The 21,418-nt window shown below is 37.3% G+C and carries 20 protein-coding genes; 3 read left to right on the forward strand and 17 right to left on the reverse strand.

What is annotated here, in order from left to right:
* Positions 1-52: 52 nt before the first annotated feature.
* From ACX5JI_RS15320 to ACX5JI_RS15350, 7 genes are all read right to left on the reverse strand, one after another.
* A complete protein-coding gene (locus ACX5JI_RS15320) occupies positions 53-520 on the reverse strand; it encodes a sigma-70 family RNA polymerase sigma factor (RefSeq protein WP_459501892.1) in 468 nt (155 codons plus the stop codon).
* A gap of 414 nt (positions 521-934) precedes the next feature.
* Positions 935-1,609 carry a YknW family membrane protein gene (gene yknW, locus ACX5JI_RS15325; protein ID WP_459501893.1) on the reverse strand — a complete coding sequence of 225 codons (675 nt, stop codon included), beginning with the start codon at positions 1,607-1,609 and terminating at the stop codon, positions 935-937.
* 335 nt (positions 1,610-1,944) lie between these two features.
* Entirely contained in the window at positions 1,945-3,144 is a 1,200-nt protein-coding gene (locus ACX5JI_RS15330) for an ABC transporter permease (protein ID WP_459501894.1), read from the reverse strand.
* Positions 3,141-3,821, reverse strand: coding sequence for an ABC transporter ATP-binding protein (locus ACX5JI_RS15335; RefSeq protein ID WP_459501895.1), 681 nt, complete (start codon positions 3,819-3,821; stop codon positions 3,141-3,143). The genes ACX5JI_RS15330 and ACX5JI_RS15335 overlap by 4 nt, the downstream gene beginning before the upstream one ends.
* Positions 3,818-5,008, reverse strand: coding sequence for an efflux RND transporter periplasmic adaptor subunit (locus ACX5JI_RS15340; protein WP_459501896.1), 1,191 nt, complete (start codon positions 5,006-5,008; stop codon positions 3,818-3,820). Before ACX5JI_RS15340 ends, ACX5JI_RS15335 begins: the two co-directional genes overlap by 4 nt.
* 347 nt (positions 5,009-5,355) lie before the next feature.
* A complete protein-coding gene (locus ACX5JI_RS15345) occupies positions 5,356-5,799 on the reverse strand; it encodes a hypothetical protein (protein WP_459501897.1) in 444 nt (147 codons plus the stop codon).
* A gap of 239 nt (positions 5,800-6,038) precedes the next feature.
* The gene (locus tag ACX5JI_RS15350) at positions 6,039-6,467 is read right to left on the reverse strand and encodes a helix-turn-helix domain-containing protein (RefSeq protein ID WP_459501898.1); all 429 of its coding nucleotides are present in this window, start codon (positions 6,465-6,467) and stop codon (positions 6,039-6,041) included.
* 386 nt (positions 6,468-6,853) lie between these two features.
* Here ACX5JI_RS15350 and ACX5JI_RS15355 point away from each other — a divergent pair, with 386 nt between their 5' ends.
* From ACX5JI_RS15355 to ACX5JI_RS15365, 3 genes are all read left to right on the forward strand, one after another.
* A complete protein-coding gene (locus ACX5JI_RS15355; protein WP_459501899.1) occupies positions 6,854-7,045 on the forward strand; it encodes a helix-turn-helix transcriptional regulator in 192 nt (63 codons plus the stop codon).
* A 3-nt stretch (positions 7,046-7,048) separates the two neighbouring features.
* Positions 7,049-7,558, forward strand: coding sequence for a DUF3278 domain-containing protein (locus ACX5JI_RS15360; RefSeq protein ID WP_459501900.1), 510 nt, complete (start codon positions 7,049-7,051; stop codon positions 7,556-7,558).
* 99 nt (positions 7,559-7,657) lie between these two features.
* Positions 7,658-8,074 carry a PH domain-containing protein gene (locus ACX5JI_RS15365; RefSeq protein ID WP_459501901.1) on the forward strand — a complete coding sequence of 139 codons (417 nt, stop codon included), beginning with the start codon at positions 7,658-7,660 and terminating at the stop codon, positions 8,072-8,074.
* 237 nt (positions 8,075-8,311) lie between these two features.
* Here the strand turns inward: ACX5JI_RS15365 and ACX5JI_RS15370 are convergent, their stop codons facing one another.
* The 10 genes from ACX5JI_RS15370 to ACX5JI_RS15415 all read right to left on the reverse strand — a co-directional run bounded on the left by ACX5JI_RS15370 (position 8,312) and on the right by ACX5JI_RS15415 (position 21,259).
* A complete protein-coding gene (locus ACX5JI_RS15370; protein ID WP_459501902.1) occupies positions 8,312-9,652 on the reverse strand; it encodes an MFS transporter in 1,341 nt (446 codons plus the stop codon).
* A 19-nt stretch (positions 9,653-9,671) separates the two neighbouring features.
* On the reverse strand, positions 9,672-10,706 hold the full coding sequence (locus ACX5JI_RS15375) for an ABC transporter substrate-binding protein (protein ID WP_459501903.1): 1,035 nt from the start codon (positions 10,704-10,706) through the stop codon (positions 9,672-9,674).
* Positions 10,703-11,485 carry a DUF3919 family protein gene (locus ACX5JI_RS15380; protein ID WP_459501904.1) on the reverse strand — a complete coding sequence of 261 codons (783 nt, stop codon included), beginning with the start codon at positions 11,483-11,485 and terminating at the stop codon, positions 10,703-10,705. Before ACX5JI_RS15380 ends, ACX5JI_RS15375 begins: the two co-directional genes overlap by 4 nt.
* A 66-nt stretch (positions 11,486-11,551) precedes the next feature.
* Positions 11,552-12,982: a HAMP domain-containing sensor histidine kinase gene (locus ACX5JI_RS15385; RefSeq protein WP_459501905.1), complete on the reverse strand. Its 1,431-nt coding sequence runs from the start codon at positions 12,980-12,982 to the stop codon at positions 11,552-11,554.
* Between the two features lie 11 nt (positions 12,983-12,993).
* Positions 12,994-13,665 carry a response regulator transcription factor gene (locus ACX5JI_RS15390; protein ID WP_459501906.1) on the reverse strand — a complete coding sequence of 224 codons (672 nt, stop codon included), beginning with the start codon at positions 13,663-13,665 and terminating at the stop codon, positions 12,994-12,996.
* Positions 13,666-13,776: 111 nt separating this feature from the next.
* A complete protein-coding gene (gene galE / locus ACX5JI_RS15395; protein WP_459501907.1) occupies positions 13,777-14,769 on the reverse strand; it encodes a UDP-glucose 4-epimerase GalE in 993 nt (330 codons plus the stop codon).
* Between the two features lie 217 nt (positions 14,770-14,986).
* Positions 14,987-16,015, reverse strand: coding sequence for a UDP-glucose 4-epimerase GalE (gene galE, locus ACX5JI_RS15400; RefSeq protein WP_459501908.1), 1,029 nt, complete (start codon positions 16,013-16,015; stop codon positions 14,987-14,989).
* Positions 16,016-16,266: 251 nt separating this feature from the next.
* Positions 16,267-17,211, reverse strand: a complete 945-nt coding sequence (gene manA / locus ACX5JI_RS15405; protein WP_459501909.1) for a mannose-6-phosphate isomerase, class I — start codon at positions 17,209-17,211, stop codon at positions 16,267-16,269.
* Between the two features lie 17 nt (positions 17,212-17,228).
* Positions 17,229-19,160, reverse strand: coding sequence for a fructose-specific PTS transporter subunit EIIC (locus ACX5JI_RS15410; protein ID WP_459501910.1), 1,932 nt, complete (start codon positions 19,158-19,160; stop codon positions 17,229-17,231).
* Positions 19,161-19,312: 152 nt separating this feature from the next.
* Entirely contained in the window at positions 19,313-21,259 is a 1,947-nt protein-coding gene (locus ACX5JI_RS15415; protein WP_459501911.1) for a BglG family transcription antiterminator, read from the reverse strand.
* Positions 21,260-21,418 lie beyond the last annotated feature (159 nt).

Consider the following 21,418-nt stretch of genomic DNA (forward strand, 5'->3'; position numbering starts at 1 on the left):
ATACATGTAAGAGATGGAGACAAGGTATATTCCCTCGTCTCCATTTTATTTTTTATTTCTTAATGCGCATCTTCTCTAGCGCCCGCCGATAAATCCAGCGCACCTGATAATACGTCATCTCCATCTCGTCAGCAATTTCATGGATCTTCTTCCCTACATAAAAACACTCTGAAATCACACGTTTCTCTTTCTCATCTAACAAACTCATATACTCCCAAACTTCTGACGATATTTCCGCTCCGCACACATTTTGCAACATTTCCTGACCGGCAAATGTATGTCGCTTTTGAAATCGACTTTCTTTCTTCAACTTCTCCAATAAATAGCCACGCACCGTTACAAAGGCATAAGCTGAAAAGGTCCCTTTCTCTTCCTCATACTTTTCATATGCCATCCAAAGTCCGATTAAGCCGCATTGATAATACTCTTCATAATCTTTATACAGACAAAGCTTCTTCATTTGATTTTTAATCATCTTCTCATACGACGTAACAGTTTCTGTAAAAGTAGCCGGTTTCATCTCATACCTATTTCTAAAAGGTATACCTCTTTGTTATTCCGCGGTACCTTTACAATATAAGAAGAGAATGGGAGTTTCATGGGAGGGTATTTGAAATTCTCTCTAGGGAAATTTCAAATTTGGCTAGGGGGAATTTCAAATTCTAAAATGGATATTTGAAATACATACAAAAATAAAAAAGCGGCATCGGGTGTTCATATAAAGTGGTGAATGAAATTTTATCAGCGATTTTTCAAATATATCGATCGTTTCTCATCATATATCGGCGCAAATTTGAATATATCAGCGATTCGACAAAGGATATCGACTAACTAACAAAAAACGACAAAAAAACAGGATCCCCCGAGCCCCTGTTTCTCAACAAGCTGAAAAAAAACGGCTCCTTATGAGCCGTTTTCATACATATATCCTATATTACATTCCCGGGATCATGGCGCTGATTGCACTAAAAGCTAATGTTAAAATAAAGAAAACGACAACAAGAATCGTTGCTTGTTTCTTACTTAGACCAGCTGTAATGTGTAGTCCTAATCCAGTTACCAATAGTCCCCAAATTGTAAATACCTCAAAATTTTTCAAAATACCATGTACAACGCCGCCAGTAGAAGCAAATACTGTCCCTAAACCTGTGTACATCTCCTGCCCATTTCCACCAATAATAAACGCGATTACCATATTTATAATAATACCAAGTGTACCGATAATACTAGAATAAACAGTGATCGTTAATAACTTTTTATAAGAAGTATCATTGCTCATAAACATCATTAACACTTTATACACAACAGCACTAAGAAAGAATGTAATGATAACAACAACAGCTGCAATAAGAAAACCACCGCCTAATGTAAATGCTAATGGTAATTCTATTCCAAGCTCTTTATTGCTCGCTATAGTCGCAGGATCTTGAGAATATAAATAAGATGCAAGAGCCCCTACAATACCAGCTAATACGGTCACTAACCAAAATGCACCCCATACCGCATTACTATTCTTCATTCTCTCAAACTGCAATCCAGGAGATATAATCATTCCGAGTAAAGATGGTTTTTCTCCACTAACCTTTTGTGCATTAACATTCGGTTCCATTCTAAAAAACCTCCTTCTATTTATGTAACCCGTTCTAACGGGCGGTTCACATCCTCTTTATGAGAAGAAGCAAATCGCCCGTTAGAACAATATAAAAATTGACTTATACCCTTGCTCTCTCTTTCGCTTCACCTAGCATAAGGACAAAAAGATCTAAACGTGGTTATGACTAGAAAAGAAGCCTTACGCTCACAACCTCCTTCTGTCTTCACGCCGCATAGGGCCAAAAAAGGACCTGACCGCCTCTATCCTCTGGCAGATCCTCTCTCTCCCCTAAAAAATAGAGTTTTATATTTCTATATGTAGTAGAGAGCTCTCTCTACTACACTAACAATCTACTCGTAACGAAGTGCTTCAATTGGATCTAATTTCGCTGCTTTGTTCGCTGGAATTAATCCAAAAATAATACCAAGCGTCATAGAGAATAATACGCCGCCTACGACAACTTCCCATGAAACGAGCGGTGGCCATTTTGCAAATGTAGAAACAATATATGCCCCACCGTATCCAAGACCGATTCCGATCAATCCACCTAGAAGCGTTAGCATAACAGCTTCAATTAAGAATTGCAGTAAGATTTTACTACGCGTTGCCCCAAGTGCTTTACGTACCCCAATTTCGCGCGTACGCTCTGTTACGGATACAAGCATAATATTCATAACTCCAATACCACCAACAACTAAGGAAATACCGGCGATACCACCGATGATCATTGTCATAATACCTGTTACTTTCGAAACACCATCCTGGAATTCTTTTAAGTTCACCATTTCATATTTACCGGTATTTTCACTCGGCTTACGACTATTTAATACTTCAACTGCTTTCTTACCAGCAGACTCTAAATTATCTACATTTTTCGCCTGTATTGAAATACTTTGAATTTCATCTGTTCCGTATAGGGTTGGCCATAATGTAAGCGGAACTAATGCTTCTGAAGGCCCCATTCCCATAAACGAATTATCTGATTTATACACACCGATAATTTGCATCGGTTGGCCTTTCATTTCAATAATTTTCCCAACAGGGTTTTCTTTCTTAAACAACTCATCTTCCATTTTTGTACTAATCATGACCACGTTATTTCCTTGTGAAATATCGTTTTCATTGAGTGAGCGACCTTTTACTACTTTCGTTTTATTGACTGCAAAATATTCATTATCTAACCCGATAACATTAACCATCTCTTTTTTATCATTAATCTCAAGTGGTTCCATCGTATTATTGGTTGTAATAACATGAGAAACTTCCGGAACTTTTTTCACTTCAAAGATGTCTTCTTCCGTTATTTTTGGTCTCTCACTTGCTCCCATTCCATATGGATCGTTAATATCCGCAGTAAATTGAATTGGCATAACATTATTACCAGAACCAGCGATTTGCGACTTTAACATCGCTTCCCCGCCTTGCCCAATCGCAACAACGGTAATAATAGAACCGACGCCGATAATAATCCCGAGCATCGTCAGTGCTGAGCGTAGTTTATGAGCTAAAATAGAAGAGAGGGCAATTTTGATACTATCTAGTAAACTCATACCGCACACCTTCTATCTTCTGTAATTTTCCCGTCTCTTAGCACGATTCGGCGCGAAGAATATGCCGCAACTTCCTCCTCGTGAGTAACCATAACGATCGTTGTACCTTCTGCGTTTAACTTCGTGAATATATCCATAACTTGTTCACCTGATTTTGTATCAAGAGCCCCCGTTGGCTCATCGGCCATAATAAACGTTGGATCATTTGCAATCGATCTCGCGATAGCTACACGCTGCTTTTGTCCACCTGATAATTCACTTGGCAAATGATGTACCCGATCTGATAATCCAACTTTCCCAAGCGCTTCAAGAGCCCTTTGGCGACGCTCCGCTTTCTTTAGACCACCATAAATAAGCGGTAATTCTACATTTTCTACTGCTGATAGACGTGGTAGTAAGTTAAAGTGCTGGAAGACAAAGCCGATATATTCATTACGAATAAGAGCAAGTTTTGTCTCGTCTGCTGTTAAGATATTCACATCATCCAGCATATATTCACCTTCTGTTGGACGATCTAAACAACCAATAATATTCATAAGCGTTGATTTCCCAGAACCAGACGGTCCCATAATGGAAACAAATTCACCGTTTTGAATCGTTAAATTAATACCATGCAAAATGGGTACTGCAAGTTGCCCTTGATAATATGTTTTATGAATATTGTTTAACGTAATCATTTTTCTTTCACTTCCATTCCGTCATACACGTTGTCGGAAGGATTTTTAACCACCTTTTGCCCCACTGTTACGCCTTCAAGAACTTCTGTCCAATCTCCATCAGTAGCACCTTTTTTCACATTTTGTTTACGAAGTTTTCCTTTATCTTCAACATAAACAAATGCATCTTCACCTTTTTCTACAATGCTCTTACTAGGAACTGCAATCATCTTCTTATTTTCTAAATCTACTTGCAATGATACGTGATAGCCTGGAGATAAACCTTCTTGCCCATCAAGACTTGCTTTATATGTATACTGAGACATATTTTGCGTGCCTTCACCCGCTCCAGCTGCTTGTGCCATCTCTGCACTCGTTGGGAATTCACTTACTTCTGTAATTTTCCCTGTCCATTTCTTCTTACTATTTGCTTTTGCAGTTACAGTAAATGTTTGATCTTTTTGAATTTGTGATTTTTGAAGTTCTGTTAATGTTCCTTGAATTTGGAATGGATCTTTCGATGCGATTTGTAGGAATGCTTTTCCTTGTCCACCCGCTGCTTGCGCTGAACTTTGCGCTGCATCTTTATCTAGCTTTTGGACAACACCTGCAAAATCACTATAAATTGTGAATTCACCTTGTTTTTTCTTTAACTCTTGTACTTGTAATTGTCCTTTTTCTTTCTCAAGATCACTTGTTTTTTGCTGTATTTCTAGTTCACTTACTTGCTCTTCTAACGGATCTGTTACTTCTTTCCCAGCGCCGCTATCTTTTGCTTTCTTAATGTCTTTCTTTAATGAATCGATTTTCTTTTGTGCTTGGTCGTAGCGCATGCCAGCCATTTTTTGATCCAGCTCAGCTTGCTTCATTTGTAAATTAATTTCTTCATTATCATAAGAGAATAATTTCGCACCCTTTTCTACTTCCTGTCCTTCTTTCACTTCAATATCCTTTACTTTTCCCTTTGCAGGATCTGCGTAGAAGCTCTCAATATTCCCAGGTTTTACTTGTCCGGAAATCAACTTCGTATTATTAAGTGAACGCTCCGTTACTTTCTCAAAACTTACAGCGTCGTCCTTAGCCGCGCCTTTTTTATTTCCTTGCATAATAAAAATATTGACGGCTGCAACGATAGCAATTAATGCAATAACCCCAATGATAATCCATTTCTTCTTTTTGTTTGGCGTACGAACGGTATTTGGTATCATACTCTCGCCCTTTCTATATCTCAATATAGTGATTCTTGATTATATAAAACTTTCAGAAAATAACAATGATAGAAATCCTAATAAAAAACAATATACCTGTTCTCTTTAGATAAGAGAAAGCAGCTAGCCCCATACTAATTCAAAATAGTTAGAGAAAATAAGTGCAGGTCACCTTCGACTTCTCATAACAGTGACGTATATACCGAAAACTCAAAATGGATTTTTACATTATTACGCTTTCTTTACAAAGTTTTACACTATCACTTATATTGTAACAAAAATTCAAATGTTACGAAATATAATAGCTTATCTTTTAAGCAGGTTTTAAGAAAGCAAAGAAAACCGCCTTACATAAGGCGGTTTGAACGTTTTCTTATAAGATTTATTCTCTCTTCATCTAAGTCATACTCCACTTGAAGAGGTGTCGCATCTTTTCTCATCTCACGCGGAATATTCTTTTCTACCGTTTGAAATGCTTCATATTCATCTATTCGCATCGCTCTTTGAACAATGCCGTCATGATCTCCTTGCTTATCTAGCATCCAGCCCGTTTCACTATTTAATTGGTTGCGAAATTCCTCTTTTGCCTCTTCATCTGAAAACATACTTCCATTCACTTCTAAATATGTCTCTACTCTCATCGGAAGCCACTCTACTTCATAATCTTCTACTAAACAAATCGCAATCCCTATCGGCGTGCTACGAACGACAAAATCAAATGTACAATCTCGCTGTGTGACAGTTGCTGAACAAAATAAAAATGTTTCTACTTCTGATACGAAAATTCCCACGTTCCAGCATCTCCTTTATACATATAATTTGTCTTGCTAACTTCTACTAAATTTTAACATTCATTTTTGAAGATACTGTAAAATGAATGTTAAGTTTCTATATATAATGGATACATAATTTTTTTAAACAAACGTTTGATTAAACACTTAGAACCCACCAATTGATAGGCTCTATTTCTATAAACAGGATTCAAAATTACGAGTATGAAAACAAAAGAAGATCAAACTAGAAAAGCGATCTAGTTCGGTCTTCTATTTATTTTAAATTCATGAATGATCGCTTTTTTGACATCAGTATAAAATACCATTATCAGCATCCCCAATATAGTTATAAATAAAGAAATCCCCTCAATACCAATAAATATCCCTATAAATATGAGTGCAATACCTATAAAAAAGCCAAAATCATTCTCATTATCATCGTCCTCACATTCATCTTTATCTTCTTTATCTAACTCCTCACTAACATCTTCTGGTTCCTTTATTAACTCATCAATTGTTACTTCATACAATTTGCTAAGTAAAATCAAATTCTCAATATCCGGATAACTTTTATTACTCTCCCATTTATAAACGGCTTGTCTAGTTACTCCAACCTTTCGAGCTACATCTTCTTGTGAAAATTTTTTGGATTCACGGAACTTTTTTAATTGCGGACCTAAATTCATATTATTCACCTCTAAAAAATTATTACATATAAAACCCTAATTCATAAAGAAACCATCAGTTTAATCGATGTAAACCAATGGTTCACATATTGAAATTCTTGCTACATCACTTACATCTACATTCAACCAACGATATATTATCAGAATACAAAAAAGAATCCAAAAAACATAGAGTAAACTTTTACATATTAATTTTCTTCCATTCTCCCTTAATCATTGAATTCACGCCACCTTGCACTAACTCCCCCCTTCTTTTCCCCTATAAGGATCAACTGCATTCTAAATATTTTTGTCACATATAATTGACATTTTATCCCTCCCAACATAAAATGTCATATATAGATGACATTTTTTCTAAGACGATAGATTGAAAAGGAGGCTTATATTTGAACCATGTAAGGACATACCGAAAATTAGCAGGGCTTTCCCAATTAGAATTAGCTAGAAAAGTGAAGGTTGCTAGACAGACAATCAATTTAATTGAAAACAATAAATATAATCCTTCTCTATCCTTATGTATTGAATTAGCAAAAGCGTTACAAACAGATTTAAACACTTTATTCTGGGAGGTAGATTAAACGATGAAAAAGAAATGGAAAGAAAAAATATACACTCGCTTTATCGGCGCAATGAGTGAAAGAGATGAATATCAAAAACAAGAAATTAATAAAGAATTAGCAATTGCAGGCGTTGGTTTATGGTATTTAAATATATTAGTCATGTTTATTATGCTCATCGTTGATACTATGAACAATACAATCTCTATCGGAACTATATTGATTTTTCTTGTTAATATGATTTCCTCATTATATATATTTCAGAAAATAGAAAAGAAAAAATTAAACGATACAGAGTGTGCAACAAAAGAAGAATATGAAGAAAAAAAGAAACAATTAAGAAAATCCAGTGTAAAACAAGGTTTAACTTGGGGAGTCCAAATGTTCATCTTAATGTCTTATGTTTTTCCTTATTTACGTTCAGAGGAAATCTCCATTTCTTTATTTAACGTTATTACCTATAGCTGCGCGGGAGCATTTTTCGGATTGTCCATGTATGTAATTGGATCATTCAATTTAAAGAAATTATATTAATTTATAATAATAAATAAATAAGTTAATATAATTAGATGTTATATAAAATAACATCCTATGTTGCTCAGGAAGTCATTTCATATAAAGGACTGATTATAAATGAAGTTCAAAGTAAAACAAAACCCTATTCATCTACTTATACTTTTCATAACTATTTTTATTTTTATCGCTTTATTATTCACACAAGGCACTAACAGCACACTCTTAATCTGCACGATTTTAAACATACTTAACCTTATATTCACTTATCGCTCCACCTACACGATCACAGATAAATCAGTAATCATTAAATACTATTTTGCAAACACTGAAATACCATTTGAAGATGTTCAATACATTAAGTACTCCGGGAAGTCATTACATTCAAACAAATGGACAAGACAACGACTAGAAATCATGTATGGGTTATTCGATACACTAACAGCGGGTGTACCACAAGAAGAAGACGAATTCATTCGTTTATTGAAAGACAAATGTCCTAACATGAAAATTATTGATAGACCCGTTAATCTATAATTGAAAAAAGTAACATCAAATCATTTTTTTAGGTGGGAGAGAGCATCTAGCCATGCATAAAAGCGGTCAGTTCCTTTTTTAGCCCCATTCCATGTGGAAACAGAAGGAGAAAATGAGTGAAGGTCTCTGTCTATTTTTCATAACCATAATGTATCTGTTATAAAATCAAATTGGATTTATATATAAATGAAAAGGGCCATCTAAAAGTATTTTTAGATAGCCCTTTTCAATACACGATTATGCTATTTTATTCTCAGAACCTTTTCTCTCATGGCCAAATTGAACGATAAATAAGAATACAGTAGATAAAATACCGCCTGCTAATAATAGAATGAAACAGCCGTCCCAACCAGAGCGATCAACGATAACACCGATCGCTGCGTTTGCAACAAGGCTTCCTCCTAAATAGCCGAACAGGCCACACATACCAACTGTTGTACCTACTGCAAATTTTGGTACTAATTCCATTGCACTTAAACCAATTAAGAACTGTGGTACGTAAATTAAACAACCAATAATCGAAACTGCCGCACTCACAACAAGTACATTCGATGCTTGCCAATATACTAACGTTCCGATAACAACACCAACCATACTAAACACACATAGTGGCATACGTTTCCCTTTAAATAACTTATCACTTAACAGACCTACGATTAATGAACTTGGAATTGCCATTGCTTCAAAAATTGAATATGCTGCATGCGCTTCTGTTTTTGTAAAGCCTTTAACTGTTGTTAAATAAATTGGTACCCAGTTAATTACACCGAATCGAATTAAATACACAAATGCATTTGCAATACATAAGTACCAAACGAATTTGTTTTTCACTACATATTTCATCAAGATTTCTTTTGGTGACATCTTGCTAGCATTATCTGCTTTCTCAAGATCTTCATAATCATTGCGATATTCTTCAATTGATGGAAGACCAGCAGATTCTGGTGTGTCCTTCGCATTTATCCACATAAGAATTGAAATGACCATTGCAATGATCGCTGGGAAGATAAACACGCCAGCTTGCCAATGACTTTCACCGAAAATACCAACACCAATTCCAACAAGCGGTGGTACAAGCATCGCACCAACATTATGTGAAATATTCCAAAGTCCTGTTTTTGTACCGCGCTCTTTCTTCGAGAACCACTTCGTCATTACGGTACTACAAGGCGGTGCCCCCATCCCTTGGAAAATATTATTGAAAACTAATAATGTTAAAATCATTCCAAATGAAGATGCAAACCCAAAACAAATATTTATAATTGCTGATAAAAATAAACCGACCGCTATAAAACGCTGAGCATACGCTTTATCTGATAAATTTCCCATAAAGAACTTACTTAGCCCATACACAATCGCCGTAACGGAACCTAATAAACCATATTCCGTTGCACTAAAACCATATTCTTTTATTAAGTACGTACTCGATAACGTAAAGTTACTACGAACTAAATAATACGCTGCATACCCAATCGAAATTCCCAGTAACACGCGGATACGCAAAAGTTTGTATACTTTATCAATCATGTCTGCTGGTAAGCGCTCTATTATTGGCGCTGGCTTAAGCCAATTAAACATATCATCTCTTCTCCTTTTCTCACTTTTGAGAGAGACGTTGTCTATTCCATAACTCGATCATTCCACTATCTACTAGCTGTTTGTCCGTTCTTCCAACAGGCTGACCTTCTATTTCCTTCTGCGTTTCTGTGAGCATCGTTGGCACGCCAAACGAAACCTTTTCTAAAATATGCCCCGCTTCTTTTGATAAACAATAATCAATGAATAAATCCGCTATAATACCACTTGGTGCATGTTTTAGTTTCGAAATCGCATTGACTGATAATCCTGTCCTTGCCGGAACTTTACTCACAATCGGAAAGCCTTGTTTTTGAAGCATCCGTTGATCCCCCATAAAATTAATACCGATCATGTACTCACCGCTTGCCACATACTCAGCAGGCATGTACCCATTCACCGTCACCTCTGCAACTTGCCCTGCAAGCCCTTTTACATAATGACTAGCTTCTGCCTCGCCAAATGTATCAATAAGGGACTGAAAAAACGTATATGCTGTTCCTGATACATTCGGGTCAGGCATAATAATCTTTCCAGCATACGCAGGATGTAATAAATCTTTCCATTCTGACGGATACGAAATGCCAAGCGGCTCCATCTCCTGTTTCCATCGCTCTTTATTAATAACGATGGCAAGTTGTTCTACTTCATAACCGTACCAATAACTATCCTTATCTTTAACGGCTTCTGAAATACTGCTTGCTCGCTTATTTGTAACAGGCATCGATAATCGTTTCTCTTTCATCGTTTGATGCGCATCTACTGTGCCGCCAATAATAATATCTGCCTTCGGATTCCCCGCTTCTTCTTCCACTCTTCGCAGAAGCTCTTCGGTCGAAAGGCGAATGAATTCATACGTACACCCCCGTGGTTTACAAAACGATGATAGAAGTGCTTCACCAACTTCTTCACGCGCTGCTACGTACGCGACAAGATGACGATCTTTTAAATTTGGAAGACCATTTTTACTATATTTGATAGAGGTAGTATCTCGAGAGCAACTAGACATCGCTCCTCCAATTACTAGCAAAAAGAAGAAAAAGGCTATCTTTCTCATGAAACACTCTCCTTTACAAATAGATCTGCTAGGGAGCCTTTCATATACATTACATTCCCGTTATTATCGCCAAGATACTGTACAACAAAATAAGAAGGATATATCGAAATTGTGACAATATCCTCACGTTCATTCTGTACATGTTTCCCATTTTGATAGGCGGTCATATAAGCGATTGGATCCTTCTGCGCTTGCAGTAATTTCTGTATTTCTCCATAGTCCGTAATTTGCTTTGCTTGGCGGATTGAATCAAATATTGGCGAGAGATTCATAGTTCGCACTACTTCTCCTTGCCGCAAAATGACTTCCTTTGCTGATGCAAAGAAATTGCCAATACGCTCTGGCGTATAATATAGACTAAGCAAATACGTTTGGAAAGCAGAAATCATCGGATCTGTACCACTCTTCCCGTATACGTTTTCCTCGTACTGAAACAAGTCACCTACTGCAAAAGTACGCCTATGACCATTCAAGTACGTTACTTCTCCAGTAAATACTTGTTCGTGAACTTTCGCTTCTGTTTGCTTCATTCGAATTCGGTCAAAGAATGAAACAATCGTATGTAAGCGCACTTCATCTGTTACAACGACTTCTCCCCACTTCTCATGTCTTACTTTCATTTCGGTAGGAAGAGATTCACTTGCTCTTTCTAAAACAGTTTGCTTGTCGTCCACGATTGTAACGCGGTTATACAATTGCTTCTCTACACAATAAAATAATATAACAGCTAGAATCGCGCTAAAAACAAACAAAAGAACTTGAAATGATAGCCTTTTCATTTCTGCCTACCTCCACAATAAAAAAACGTTGTTTCGAAAATACCGCATAATTGTTTCATAAATGTATCATTTAACCGCTTTCAACTTTTTTATATCTTCCATATACCGTGGTAACAGAAATTTGATAACCACCGTCGTTCCCATTTCCTCACTGCTTTCAATTTGTATACTCCCACCTTGCTTATTCATAATCTCCTGACAAATGAATAAACCATATCCATTCCCATAGCTAGAAGACAGTACTTTTCCTTTTGGAGAACGATTCCATTCAGCAAGCACCTCGTCATCTATACCAATTCCATCATCGTGAATTAAAACTTGTGCTTCCTGTTCATTTTTAGCAACATTCAGCCTCATTCTCGTGGCATCGCTATATTTAATCACATTATCAAACACATTTAAGAAAATTTGCTTCGTTTTATCAAAATCAGCAACAACATGCGCTTCTATTAATTCATTTATCACTTCTATTTCATATTGCTGAAGACGAGGCTTCACAATCGAAATTGCCTCTTCTGCAACTTGCTTCATATCAACAATCGTTGGCGAAACTTCAAACGTACTCTTTCCATACTTCGAAGATTGTAATAACTCCTCAACGAGCGCTAATAAACGCTGACTTTCAATTGAAACATAATGAAGGCTTTCCTCTACATCTCGCGTAGATTGTAGTTTCGGAATTAAATCTACATATCCAATAATTGCCGTAAGCGGCGTTTTCAACTCATGTGTAATTCTATCTAAGAAATCCCTCTGCTTCTCTTTCTCTTCCTTTAGCTGCGTTACATGTAATTCAATCGCATCAGCCATCGCATTAAAAGACGCTGATAACTGGGCAATTTCCACATATTCATTTAGCTCAATTTTGCTTTTATAATCCCCATTTGCGAGCCGTTGTGCCATTTGTCTTAACTGATCAATCGGCTTATGAAGAGACTTCGCTAAACGAATCGCAAAGAAAATCCCGCCGCTTGCTAAACAAATCGATGTAATAAGAAATGTCCAGCTTACGTTCGTTAAAACTTCTTTCTCATCTTCTAGTTCATCAATAAAGCGAATTGCTCCAATGACATCATTGCCATGATAAACTGGACTTGAAAATAAAAGAAGCGGCGCTGGATCTGCATTTTCAAACACATATGCTTTCTTTCCCTTCAGCGACTCAGCAATATCGATATTTTTATAAAGCAAAGCTCCTTTCTCCGTATCCGCAACAACGTCTCCATTCTTCCCAATCATCTGCACACGAATATCCATCCGCTTCGCTAAATAAGAAGCAATGAGCAGTGAATTGGGTCCGATTGTCTCCACATCTGCTTCCTTCTCCAAATAATTCATCGTATAAATTTGCGCCTCTAAGCTTAACTTCTCAAGTGAACCTGCCGCATTATGATACATATTCTTTTCTAGCGCAATGTACACGACCGTATAAAGAAGGAACAAGATCGGAATTAATAAGCCTACAATACCAACTACCATATTTCGTTTTAACGACATCTTATCACCTTTTAACACTCTAACTTATACCCAACGCCATAAATTGTCTTAATACACTCTCCGTTTTCTCCAAGCTTCTTCCGAAGGCGCTGCACCATAATATCAACCGCTCTCGTATTTCCGCTATATTCAAAGCCCCACACTTTCTCTAACAGCTCATCACGCATAAACACACGCTCCGGATGTAAAGCAAACAGCTGGCACAAATTAAACTCACGGTATGTTAAATGAATTTCTTCTCCGCTCACATATACTTTCCGCTCTTTCAAATAAATAACCAATTCACCAGCACGAATCATTTCTTCGCCTTTGGATATTTCTTTCTTCGCCACGCGCCGCGCCATATTTTTCACCCGAAGAATTAGCTCTGCATAATTGAACGGCTTTGTTACATAATCATCTGCACCAAGCTGAAGTCCAAGTAACTTATCATTCATCTGGCTCTTCGCCGTTAACATAAGGACGGGAATATCTCGGTCCTTCTCCCTAAAGAGCCGAAGCAGTTCATAGCCATCCGTATCTGGAAGCATCACATCTAAAATTAATACATCCGGCTCATCGATCCACCTTTGCAGTGCCTCTTTCCCATTAGCCGCTGTAAGAACTTCATACCCTTCCATTTCTAGCTGCATCCGAATTAAGTTTCGAATACTCGATTCATCATCAACAACAAGTATTTTCATGCACACCCTCCTTCCGCAGTACAGTTTAGTATAGCAAATATATGACACAAAAAAGAGTGCATCATCGAACATACTTTGAACGATAATACACTCTTTTGTTATACTCTCTTCTTACTTCTCATATCCGCTCGGCTTACTTTGATGCCAATTCCACGCATGTTCAATGATCGTTTTCACATCTGTGTATTGCGGATTCCAGCCTAATTTTTCTTTTGCCTTTTGAGAAGATGCTACAAGGCGCGCTGGATCTCCAGCTCTTCTTGGCGCAACTTCTGCTGGAATTTCATGATGTGTTACTTCGCGCACTGCTTCTACAATCTCTTTCACACTAAATCCGTTACCGTTCCCTAAGTTGTAGAAGTCGCTGTCTCCACCATTTTGTAAATCTTTCAGTCCAAGGAAATGTGCAGCTACTAAATCATCAACGTGGATATAATCACGAATACATGTACCATCTGGTGTATTGTAATCATCACCAAACATCATGATTTTCTCACGTTGTCCTAAAGCCACTTGCAATACAAGCGGAATTAAATGCGTTTCAGGACGATGATCTTCACCAATAATACCACTTGGCGTTGCACCAGCTACGTTAAAGTATCTAAAGACCTTATATTTCAAATTAGAAGCTTGGCTATACCAATGCAACATTTTTTCAATCGCTAATTTTGTTTCACCATATGTATTCGTAGGGTTTGTTGGTGTCTCTTCTGAAATTAACGCAACATCTACATCTCCATATGTCGCAGCAGTTGATGAGAAGATAAACTTATTAATCTCAAACTCTTCCATCACTTCTAATAAACATAGTGCACCATATACGTTGTTATTATAGTATTGAAGCGGCTTTTCCATGCTCACACCAACTAAAGAATCCGCTGCAAAATGCATAACCGCGTCGATTGTTTCCATCTTAAACACGTCTCTTAAGAACCCTTTATCGCGAAGATCGCCTTTATAAAACTTTACACCTTCTGTAATCGCATCTTCATGACCTGTTTGTAAATTATCAACTACAACTACAGATTGTCCTTCATCAACTAATTTCTTTACTGCGTGAGAGCCAATATAACCAGCTCCGCCACAAACTAAAATAGAACCCATATTTTCCACCCAACTTTTCGTTTTTTTATCTATAAACTATAGCTTAGCTACTTTTACTTTATATGACAAGGCAAATTCCATTTTTTTCATAGAATAAACAAATAAATATAACAAATGCCCGGCCGTATCCGACAGAGGATACAACCAGGCATTTCCATTATTTCTTCAAAACATTTGATGATATATCAGCTCATAAAAACCATTTACAACATTATATTCATTTCAAATTTCCTGCACTTTGGTAGCCATTCTTATTATTTACTTGCCACTTCCATGAATCCGCACACATCTCTTCCAGCCCGCGCTTTGCTTCCCATCCTAATTCACGCTTCGCTTTAGATACATCTGCAAAACATACCGCAACGTCGCCAGGACGGCGCCCAATAATCCTATAGGGGATGCTCTTTCCTGAAACTTTCTCAAATATTTTCACCATCTCAAGCACAGTATAACCTCTACCTGTACCAAGATTATACACCTCTATCCCTGTCGTACTTAACACTTTTTCAAGAGCTTTCACATGCCCTTCCGCAAGATCAACAACGTGAATATAATCCCTTACACCCGTACCATCTTTCGTCGGATAATCATTCCCAAACACACTCAGTTTCTTTAACTTTCCAACTGCGACTTGCATGACGTATGGCATTAAATTATTAGGAATTCCGTTTGGATCCTCTCCAATCCGTCCGCTTTCATGTGCGCCAAATGGATTAAAGTAACGAAGAAACGTAATGCTCCATCCAGGATGCGCGATTACGACATCACGCATCATTTGTTCAATCATTAATTTCGTTTGACCGTACGGATTTGTGGCGCTTAAAGGAAAATTCTCATTAATTGGTGAGGTTTCAGGTGTACCGTACACCGTTGCTGATGAACTAAAAATTACTTTCTTCACATTATACTTCTGCATCACTTCACATAACACTAACGTACTTGTAATGTTGTTATGATAATAAGTAAGTGGAAATGCTACCGATTCTCCTACTGATTTGAAACCAGCTAAATGAATAACAGCTTCAATTTTATTCTCCTTAAAAACCATATCGATTGCATCACGATTGAGCAGGCTTTCTTTATAAAATGCAAACTGCTTTCCTGTTATCTCTTTCACTCGATTCAATGATTCTACTGAACTATTTGAAAAGTTATCAACTACTAAAATATCATAACCACGGTTTAATAATTCCACACACGTATGACTCCCGATATATCCTGCTCCACCTGTGACGAGTATAGCCATAATGAAGGCCCCCTCAGAATGATTTCCTGCTTATTTATGCATCTTTTATTACTTTATGAGCTTCTAGCAGGGTCAATTCTAAAAACCTTATCTGCACCCTGTAAAAACAGGTGGAGAAAATAAGTTGAGCTCATATGCAGGAAAATGAAAATAGTAAAAATCCCTCAGATGCAAAAGCATCTGAGGGATTTTTACACACTACGGTATGTGCCGTTCTCTTTAATTCTCATTAATCACTTTAAATCTTAATATTATACTTTAGCGGTAATGAAGTTCGCACTACCCACCATTTCGTACGCTCCTAACTGATTTGGTAATATAAAATGATCTCCTTTTTGAAAGAAATAATGCTTATCTTCTTTTATTAGCTCACCTTCTCCATCAATAACACTCACAAGGAGAAATGGACTTTGCTGCTCTAAATGCGCTGACCCATCTAGCTCCCACTTTTCCACTGAAAAATAAGGACATTGGATAAAGCTCGTTATACTCAAATCGTCTATTTTTCCATGTTTCACCGCTAGCTGCTTTTCTGTAAATGGTACTTCGGTTACTTCGGTACTCTTCTCCAAATGAAGATCACGTAAATTCCCGTCAGAATCTCGTCTATCATAATCATATAACCGGTACGTTGTATCAGAATTTTGCTGCGTTTCTAATATTAAAATCCCTTTTCCAATCGCATGAACCGTTCCACTTGGTACATAAAAGAAATCTCCTGGTTTCACCTTTACACGCCGTAACAATTGATTCCATTCTTTCTGTTCAATCATCGCGATGAATTCTTCTTTCGTTTTCGCATGATGTCCATAAATAATTTCTGCATCTTCTACGGAATCGATCACATACCAACATTCTGTTTTTCCCAGTTCTCCACTTTCATGCACGTTCGCATACTCATCATTTGGATGAACTTGAACAGATAGATCTTGATTCGCATCTAAAATTTTTGTAAGGAGAGGGAAGCGCCCCCCCTCCACATTTCCAAATAAATCTCGATGTTCTTCCCATAATTCACCTAGAGATAACCCTTTATACTTTCCGTTCTTCACAACACTTTGTCCATGTGAATGTGCTGCAAAAGCCCAGCACTCTCCCGTTTGCTCTGAAGGGATCTCATACCCAAAAGAAGTTAACCTTGTTCCACCCCAAATTCTTTCTTTAAACACAGGTTCAAAAAACAATGGTTCAGTCATGATTAAAATCCTCCATTCTATGCAATCTCATCTAGTAGTTTGTATGCGTCTTCTTTTGTTTTGACGGATAATAATCGCTCTCTATAACTGTCATCCATCAATTTTCGAGAAAGCATTTGAAGAATTTTTAAATGTTCATTTCCTTTACTTTCTTTTGGTACGGCAATCATAAATATTAATTTTGCTTCCGTTCCATCAAGGCTTTTCCAATCTACGCCTGATTGCTTCATTCCAAATACGACACGTGGTTTCTTAACAGCATCTGATTTCCCATGCGGAATCGCAATGTTCATACCAATACCTGTCGTACTTTCTTCTTCACGATCCATAATCCCTTGTTTAAATTCTTCCTTTGAATATAGCGCACCAGCATGATTCAATTTTTGAATCATTTCATCAATAATTTCATCGCGTGTATCTCCTGTTAAATGCGTTTCAATTAACTCTAAACTTGTAATGTCTGTTAATTTTTTAATCTCTACTTGCGTTTCTTCCTTTACTTGTGGCATTTCTTGTGCCGCTAATACTTCTTTCATTTCGTTTACTTCTGGTGTATCTACTTTTTCAATATCTTTTTTGAGCACATTGACTACAATAGCGGTCACAGTAGAACCAACAATGACAGCAACAAAGAATATAAACACATTATCTACGGCTCCTAATACAGCAACGATCGGACCACCATGTGCTACCCTATCTCCTACATGACCAATCATTGCAATAACAGCACCTGTCATCGAACCCGCCATAATACTTGGAATAACACGAAGTGGATCTTGTGCTGCGAACGGAATCGCACCTTCCGTAATCCCAAATAGTCCCATTGTAAATGATGCTTTCCCCATGTCTCTCTCAGAAGCTTGGAACTTTCTCTTCCCGATAAACGTAGCAAGTCCCATTCCAATTGGTGGAATACAAATTGCCGCAGCAATTGGCCCCATAATCTCATAATTTCCTTCCCCAATCATTGCTGAACCAAATAGAAAGGCTACTTTATTGACTGGGCCACCCATATCAAATGAAATCATCGCTCCTAAAATTAATGCTAAAAGAATGGAGCTTGACCCTTGCATACCAGCTAACCAAGCTGTTAGTGACTCGAAAACTTGCGCTACAGGAGCTCCAATAATAAATACAAACGCTAAACCAACAAGCAGTGACGCAAATACCGGAATAATAATAATTGGCATAATGGGTTGAATCGCTTTTGGAACTTTTAACTTTTTAATCCCTAATGCTACATAACCTGCTAAGAAACCAGCGATTATTCCGCCAAGGAAACCAGCGCCGCTCTCACTTCCATAAAAACTTCCTGTTACTGCAATATATCCGCCAATCATACCAGGAACAAGTCCAGGTTTATCGGCTATACTATATGCGATATATCCAGCTAAAATTGGAACCATGAACGCAAATGACGCAGCGCCAATTTGTTCAATCGTTTTCCAAAAAGAATCATCTGGAATGACTAAACCTCCAGGTGTTTTTTCCCCACCAAGCGTTAAGGCAATCGCAATCAATAATCCACCCACTACAATGAACGGAACCATAAACGACACACCATTCATTAAATGACGATAAATTGGATTTTGTTTTTTTCCCTCTTGGTTACTTTCTACCGCTTTAGACTGCGAATGATAAACAGGTACATCCCCACTTGCTACTCTCTGAATTAATTCTTCTGGTTTACGAATACCATCTTGTACCCCAACAACGAGTAATTTCTTTCCTACAAACCTATCTTTATTTACCACTCTATCAGCAGCGATAATAATACCGTCTGCTTCGCGAATATCTTGTTCTGTTAGTTCATTTTCTACCCCAATCCCGCCTTGGGTTTCAACCTTCATTTGAACGCCTAATTGATCCGCCGCTTTTTGCAAATTTTCCGCTGCCATATACGTATGGGCAATTCCATTCGGACACGATGTAACCGCTAACAATTTCATTTTTAACCCTCCTCATACCGTTTTGGTAAGCGCCTACGTTTACTATATATCAATACAAGAATGGCAAAAGTTTTGTTTTTTACCGTAGTTTCCGGAAAAATAAACCTTTTACCGCAGTAAAAAAAGCGAGATCGTTACACCTCACTTTTTGCTTACTCCTGTAAATAAGATAAAAACTTTAAGATATTCGTCTCTTTCGTAAGCTTTTGAATAAAAGATGGTTGTTCACTTATACAAGATAGCTCATGAAATAATCGCTTCGTTACCTCTTGTCCATCACTCTTAACTGCAAGCATAAATACAAGCGATACTTTCTCTTGTCCCCAATCAACCGGTTCCTTTAATGTCGCAATGGCAATCGCTGACTCTTTAATAAACTTCGGATTCGCATGAGGAATCGCAATTCCTGCTCCAATCGTTGTTGCTGACATTTTTTCTCTTATAATCGCATGTTCCGCATACTCTTTCTCCACATAACCTTTACTATGTAAAGCGTGCGCTAACTTTTCAATTAATTCATAAGGGTGTTTGATCTCTTGTTGTAAAAATACTAAAAATGGAGTTGTGTAATGTAACATAACAAAATCTTTTTTCTCTTTATCATTCGGTTCACTCAATTGTTTAATAAAGTCTTCTAGTTTCTTTTCTTCTGTCCAATTTAATAACGGAGATACAACGAGGTGAGGGATCGTAATATCCGGAAGAGCAATAGTAGAAATAATAAGTTCCACATCATGATTCTTCATGACACACTCCTCCAAATCAGCTTTCGCAACACAGTCCATCACATGAACATGACGAAACTTTCGTTCAATCTTCGTTCGCAACAGCTGTGACATTCCAATCCCCATATGACACACAATAATTACATTTCTTAATTTTTCCTCATGATGCAAGCGTTCAACAAATGCTTCAAAGTGCAAAGTAAGATACGCTGCCTCTTCTTCTGGAATATACACCGTCAAGTCCGCGTTGATTTCTTCTAATACCCTAATCAACATATCAAACATATACGGATACATTCTTTTTATATCATGAAGCATTGGATTTGATAGTGATAGATTATAATTTAAACGATTCAATGTTGTATATAGATGAACATATAAACCATCTATAAGAACTTGGTCCTTGCTGAAATCCATTCCATGTAACTGTGACATACGCTGCACCAACTGCTGCACAACTTGAGAAAGCATCGGATTATTCTCCGAAAATGCACTCTCTTCTCCTACTTTATCTGGAGCGCGGAACTTCCCTCCTAAAATATGAGCCGTTAAACACGTCACTTCTTCTTCTGTAAAATGAACCGCAAAAACCGACTTTAATCGCTCTAAAAATTCCAACGTCCATTCATATTCCTTCGTGTCTTTCACTATTTTCATTTCTTGTTCCGAAATAGAAATAGACTGATTTAGCTTCATCCTTCGTACCATAAATAACGTATGAATTAACAAACTTTCAAACGTATCATCTGTAAAAAATAACGACCGTCTATTTTGTAGCGCTTTCAATTCATTCATCACAAATTCAACTTCATGATATAAAAATTGATCTTTAATAAATTGATTTGCCAAATCGACATTATGAATTAAATCTGATAATCTAGCTAACGCTTTTCTTTTATTCTTTTCGCTTCCCTCAATATGCACTCCCACCCGCTGCCTTGAAACAACCGTAACATCAAAACGACTTAACCACTGTTCAATTTGCTTTACATCTTTCTTTATAGTAGCCCGATTCACAAAATGCTGATCCGCCATATCTTGTACCGTGACAGGCTTTACATTCATTAATAAATGATACGCAATCTGCAACACTCTTTCCTCATCCGACTCATACTTTGTACGCCGATGAACACCATACAATCTATTAAATAAATCTATCTTTTCACATTCCTCAATCTCTAAGTACACTCCTAACCCCGGTTTCCGGACAAGCAGTGCCTGCGAGTACTTCGCCATATACTCCTCAATGACTTTAAAATCATTACGAATTGTTTTCTCCGAACAACTCACACGATCCGCAAGCTCTTGTACCAATACATGCCCATCAGATTCAGATAACAAACTATATAAAATCTCTTGTTGTCTCTTATTCATCTGCCTCACCCGTCCTGTTTATCCCTCACAAAAAGGATGTTACTTCGTGCGTTCATCATACCATATTGCCGGGCTCGTACATCTCTACAGCTCATAGTTTGAAATTTGTTCATTTTTTCCGTCACAAAAAAGCCCCATTTCTCATTTGGATGAGAAATG

It is taken from the genome of Bacillus sp. C1 (assembly GCF_054570475.1).

Excerpts from the sequence above, each read along its gene's own strand:
- ACX5JI_RS15335 (WP_459501895.1), bottom strand. The coding sequence starts at position 3,821 with ATGATTACGTTAAACAATATTCATAAAACATATTATCAAGGGCAACTT.
- ACX5JI_RS15380 (WP_459501904.1), bottom strand. The coding sequence starts at position 11,485 with ATGAAAAGGCTATCATTTCAAGTTCTTTTGTTTGTTTTTAGCGCGATT.
- yknW (WP_459501893.1), bottom strand. The coding sequence starts at position 1,609 with ATGGAACCGAATGTTAATGCACAAAAGGTTAGTGGAGAAAAACCATCT.
- galE (WP_459501908.1), bottom strand. The coding sequence starts at position 16,015 with ATGGCTATACTCGTCACAGGTGGAGCAGGATATATCGGGAGTCATACG.
- ACX5JI_RS15370 (WP_459501902.1), bottom strand. The coding sequence starts at position 9,652 with ATGTTTAATTGGCTTAAGCCAGCGCCAATAATAGAGCGCTTACCAGCA.
- ACX5JI_RS15375 (WP_459501903.1), bottom strand. The coding sequence starts at position 10,706 with ATGAGAAAGATAGCCTTTTTCTTCTTTTTGCTAGTAATTGGAGGAGCG.
- ACX5JI_RS15330 (WP_459501894.1), bottom strand. The coding sequence starts at position 3,144 with ATGAGTTTACTAGATAGTATCAAAATTGCCCTCTCTTCTATTTTAGCT.
- ACX5JI_RS15415 (WP_459501911.1), bottom strand. The coding sequence starts at position 21,259 with ATGAATAAGAGACAACAAGAGATTTTATATAGTTTGTTATCTGAATCT.
- ACX5JI_RS15365 (WP_459501901.1), top strand. The coding sequence starts at position 7,658 with ATGAAGTTCAAAGTAAAACAAAACCCTATTCATCTACTTATACTTTTC.
- ACX5JI_RS15350 (WP_459501898.1), bottom strand. The coding sequence starts at position 6,467 with ATGAATTTAGGTCCGCAATTAAAAAAGTTCCGTGAATCCAAAAAATTT.
- ACX5JI_RS15360 (WP_459501900.1), top strand. The coding sequence starts at position 7,049 with ATGAAAAAGAAATGGAAAGAAAAAATATACACTCGCTTTATCGGCGCA.
- manA (WP_459501909.1), bottom strand. The coding sequence starts at position 17,211 with ATGACTGAACCATTGTTTTTTGAACCTGTGTTTAAAGAAAGAATTTGG.
- ACX5JI_RS15410 (WP_459501910.1), bottom strand. The coding sequence starts at position 19,160 with ATGAAATTGTTAGCGGTTACATCGTGTCCGAATGGAATTGCCCATACG.
- galE (WP_459501907.1), bottom strand. The coding sequence starts at position 14,769 with ATGGGTTCTATTTTAGTTTGTGGCGGAGCTGGTTATATTGGCTCTCAC.
- ACX5JI_RS15320 (WP_459501892.1), bottom strand. The coding sequence starts at position 520 with ATGAAACCGGCTACTTTTACAGAAACTGTTACGTCGTATGAGAAGATG.
- ACX5JI_RS15390 (WP_459501906.1), bottom strand. The coding sequence starts at position 13,665 with ATGAAAATACTTGTTGTTGATGATGAATCGAGTATTCGAAACTTAATT.
- ACX5JI_RS15340 (WP_459501896.1), bottom strand. The coding sequence starts at position 5,008 with ATGATACCAAATACCGTTCGTACGCCAAACAAAAAGAAGAAATGGATT.
- ACX5JI_RS15385 (WP_459501905.1), bottom strand. The coding sequence starts at position 12,982 with ATGTCGTTAAAACGAAATATGGTAGTTGGTATTGTAGGCTTATTAATT.